The organism is Kutzneria sp. NPDC052558 (assembly GCF_044547355.1).
In the GTDB taxonomy this organism is placed as follows: domain Bacteria; phylum Actinomycetota; class Actinomycetes; order Mycobacteriales; family Pseudonocardiaceae; genus Kutzneria.
In genome coordinates this window covers 1-4,186 of record NZ_JBIUAG010000076.1, presented here as the reverse complement: position 1 = coordinate 4,186, position 4,186 = coordinate 1, and the positions used below count along the sequence as shown (strand labels likewise).

Below are 4,186 nucleotides of genomic sequence, written 5' to 3'. Positions count from 1 at the left end.
CCACCACCGCCACACCCACGGACAACCCGCCACCTCACTCACCTGGGGCCTCTGGCACACCGGCATGGCCACCACCCTCACCCACACCGACCTCGCCCGACTGGCCCGAGCCGGCATCCGTCCGATGTCGACCGACGAGGGACTGGCCCTGTTCGACCAGGCGCTGACCAGCGATCGGCCGGTCGTCGTCCCGGCCGCCTTCGACCTGACCACCGTTCGCACGCAGGACGACCCGCCACCGTTGTTCCGCAACCTGGTCCGGCCCCGGCGCCACGCACCGTCCACAAAGTTCAGTCGTGACCGCGCCGGCCTGCTCGAGCTCGTCGCCGACCACGTGGGCGCGGTGCTCGGACTCGACCCCTCGGAGCGGGTCGACCCGAACCGGGCCCTCACCGAGTTGGGCTTCGACTCCCTGACAGCGGTCGAACTGCGCAACCGGCTGACCGCGGCCACCGATCTGCGGCTACCGACCACGGTGGCGTTCGACCACCCGACCGCGGCCGGCCTCGCCGACTACCTCGCGGCCGAACTTCTCGGCGCTCAGCCCGAGGCGGTCCCGATCGCGGCGGCAGCGGCGGCGCCGGTCGACGACCCGATCGCCATCGTCGGCATGGCCTGCCGCTACCCGGGCGGCGTGCGCGACCCCGAACAGCTGTGGCGGCTGGTGGCCGACGGGGTGGACGCGATCGGCGCCTTCCCGGACAACCGGGGCTGGGCCGCCGACCTCTACGACCCGAACCCGGATCGTTCCGGCACCAGCTACGCCCGCGAAGGCGGCTTCCTCTACGACGCCGACGAGTTCGATCCCGAGTTCTTCGGCATGAGCCCACGCGAGGCCCTCACCACCGACCCCCAGCAGCGACTCCTGTTGGAGACCGCGTGGGAGACGATCGAACGCGCCGGAATCGATCCGAGCACGTTGCGCGGCAGCAACACCGGCGTGTTCGCCGGCGTCATGTACAACGACTACGGCGCTCGTCTGCACCAAGCGGCGGGATCGGCCTCCGGCTACGAGGGATACCTGGTCAGCGGCAGCGCCGGCAGCGTCGCCTCCGGCCGCGTCTCCTACGCCCTCGGGCTCTCTGGCCCGGCGGTCAGCGTCGACACCGCCTGTTCCTCCTCCCTCGTCGCCATGCACCTCGCCGCACAAGCCCTGCGCAACGGCGAATGCGAACTGGCGCTGGCCGGCGGCGTCACCGTGATGGCCAGCCCCGCGACTTTCATCGAGTTCAGCCGGCAGCGCGGCCTGTCCCCCGACGGCCGCTGCCGTTCCTTCGCGGCCGGGGCCAACGGCACCGGTTGGGGGGAAGGGGTCGGACTGGTGTTGCTGGAGCGGCTGTCCGACGCCCAGCGCAACGGCCATCAGGTGCTGGCGATCGTGCGTGGGTCGGCCATCAACCAGGACGGCGCCAGCAACGGTCTGACCGCGCCGAGCGGTCCGGCGCAACAGCGGGTGATCCGCACGGCGCTGGCCGCAGCCGGGCTGCGACCGTCCGATGTGGACGCCGTAGAAGCCCACGGCACCGGCACCACCCTCGGCGACCCGATCGAGGCCCACGCCCTGCTGGCCACCTACGGCCAGGACCGCGAACGGCCGCTGTGGCTGGGCTCCATCAAATCCAACATCGGCCACACCCAGGCCGCCGCCGGAGTCGCGGGCGTGATCAAGCTGGTCATGGCCCTACGAAACAACACTCTCCCACGCACCCTGCACGTGGACGAGCCGTCCCCCCACGTCGACTGGTCGGCCGGCGCGGTGTCGCTGCTCACCGAACCGGTGGAGTGGCCAGCCGGCGACCGGCCACGCCGGGCCGGCATCTCCTCGTTCGGCATCAGCGGCACCAACGCCCACGTCATCATCGAGGAACCACCGACCGCTGCCGCCGCGCCCGAGCGGGCCGAACCGGCCAGGGGCCTGCTGCTGCCGATCGCCGCCCGCGACGAGTCGGCGCTGCGCGTGAAGGCGAGCGACCTGCGCGCACGGCTCGTCGCCGAGCCGGACACCGATCTCTCCGGCCTCGGCTGGTCGCTGTCCACGACGCGGACCGCCTTCACCCACCGGGCCGCTGTGCTCGGTGACGACCTGACAGACGTCCTCAGTGGACTGGACTCGCTGGCCAATGGCGAGCCGGGCGCGAATGCCGTCCGGGGCTCCGCGATCTCTCCCACCAGGACCGCGTTCCTGTTCACCGGCCAAGGCAGTCAACACCCCGCCATGGGCCAGCAGCTCTACGCCACCTACCCCGTGTTCGCAACCGCCTTCGACGAAGCCCGCGCCGCCCTCGGCCTCCCCGCCAACGACACCGTCCAGGACCCCGACCTCGTCAACCAGACCCGCCACGCCCAACCCGCACTCTTCGCCCACCAAGTCGCGCTGCACCGACTGCTCCGGTCCTTCGGCCTCACCCCCGATCTGCTCATCGGGCACTCCATCGGCGAGATCGCCGCGGCCCACGTCGCCGGCGTGCTCAACCTCGCCGACGCCGCCACCCTCGTCACCACCCGCGCCCGACTCATGCAGGAACTCCCCGCCAACGGCGCCATGCTCGCCGTCGAGGCAGCCGAGTCGGATGTGCGACCGCTGATCGCGGAGCGGGTCGACCAGATCGACATCGCCGCCGTCAACGGTCCGAGGGCGGTGGTGCTGTCCGGGGGAACCACCGCGCTGGCCGAGATCGAAACGCTGCTCACCGCGGGCGGAGTGCGCTGCCGACGGTTGCGGGTCAGCCACGCGTTCCACTCGCCGCTGATGGAGCCGATGCTGGCCGAGTTCCGGTCCGTCCTGGACACCCTCGACTACCACGAGCCCGAAATCCGGATTCTGTCCACTGTGGACACTGATGTGCCGGTGACCGACCCCGAGTACTGGGTCCGGCATGCGCGGGACGAGGTCCGGTTCGCCGACGCGGTCCGCGCGGCCAACAAACTCGGTGTCCGTGCCTATGTCGAGCTCGGCCCGGACGCCGTGCTCGCCCCGCTGGTCGGCGACATCCTGGACGGCGCGCTCCCGGTGCTCATCCCCACCCAGCGCCGGAAACGACCCGAGACCGCCTCCATGCGCCAGGCGCTCGCCACCGCCCACGTGCACGGCCTGAGCCTGGACTGGGCGACGGTCTTCCCCGGGCCGCACCAGGTCACCGCGGACCTGCCGACCTATCCGTTCCAGCGTCAGCGCTACTGGCTGGACGCTCCGCCGCCGGCCGCGCCGGCCACCGATCACCCGCTGCTGACCGCGACCATCGACCTGGCCGGTGGTGGATTCCTGGCCACCGGAGCCCTGTCCACCTCGGACCAACCATGGCTGGCCGAGCACACCGTGTTCGACGAGGTCGTGCTCCCCGGCGCCGCGCTCGTCGAGCTCACTGTCCATATCGGACGCCGTCTGGGTCGGCCGGAGCTGGCCGAACTGGTGCTGACCGCGCCCATCACGATCCGGGACGAGGCGCCGACCCAGTTCCAGGTCACCGTCGCCGCGCCGGACGAGTCCGGGCAGAGCTCGTTCGACGTGCACTCCCGCCCGCCCGGCACACAGACCTGGAAGCACAACGCGACCGGTGTGCTCGCTCCGGCAACGGAGTTCACGAGCCCGACCGTCGAGAAGTGGTCCGCGCAGGACGCGGTCGAACTGCCGGTCGACTATACGGCGCTACGCGCTCGCGGCCACGGTTACGGTCCGGCCTTCCGTGGTCTCGCCCGGGCCTGGCAGGACGGCGAGCACGGCCTTCGGGCCGAGCTGCGCCTACCGGACTCCGCCGGTGACTCGCGGTTCGCGCTGCACCCGGCCGCACTGGACGCGGCCCTGCACGCGTTGTTGTTGGACGGCGGCCCGGCCCGGGTGCCGTTCTCGTGGGCCGGGGTGCGACTGTTCCCGTCGTCCGCGACGACGCTGCATGTGCACCTGGCCGACGGCGGCCTCACGGTCACCGATCCGGCCGGCGCGGTGGTGGCCATTGTGGACACGTTGACGGTGCGTCCGTTCGATCCCACCCCGCCGCTGTACGGCATCGACTGGGTCCCGGTCACTCCCGAGGCTCATCACCTCGACATCACCTACGCCCGCCCGAACGACGTCCACGACGCTCTCGACATCGTCCAGGACTGGCTCAAGCACGACCACCCCGCCGACCACCGACTCGCCATCGTCACCGACGACACCCTCGACCACGCCCCCATCCACGGACTCGTC

At 71.5% G+C, this 4,186-nt stretch carries 1 protein-coding gene; it reads left to right on the top strand.

What is annotated here, in order from left to right; all coding sequences use genetic code 11:
* Positions 1–64: 64 nt before the first annotated feature.
* On the top strand, positions 65–4,186 hold a 4,122-nt coding region (locus ACIG5F_RS49180), incomplete at its 3' end, for a beta-ketoacyl synthase N-terminal-like domain-containing protein (protein ID WP_396527276.1).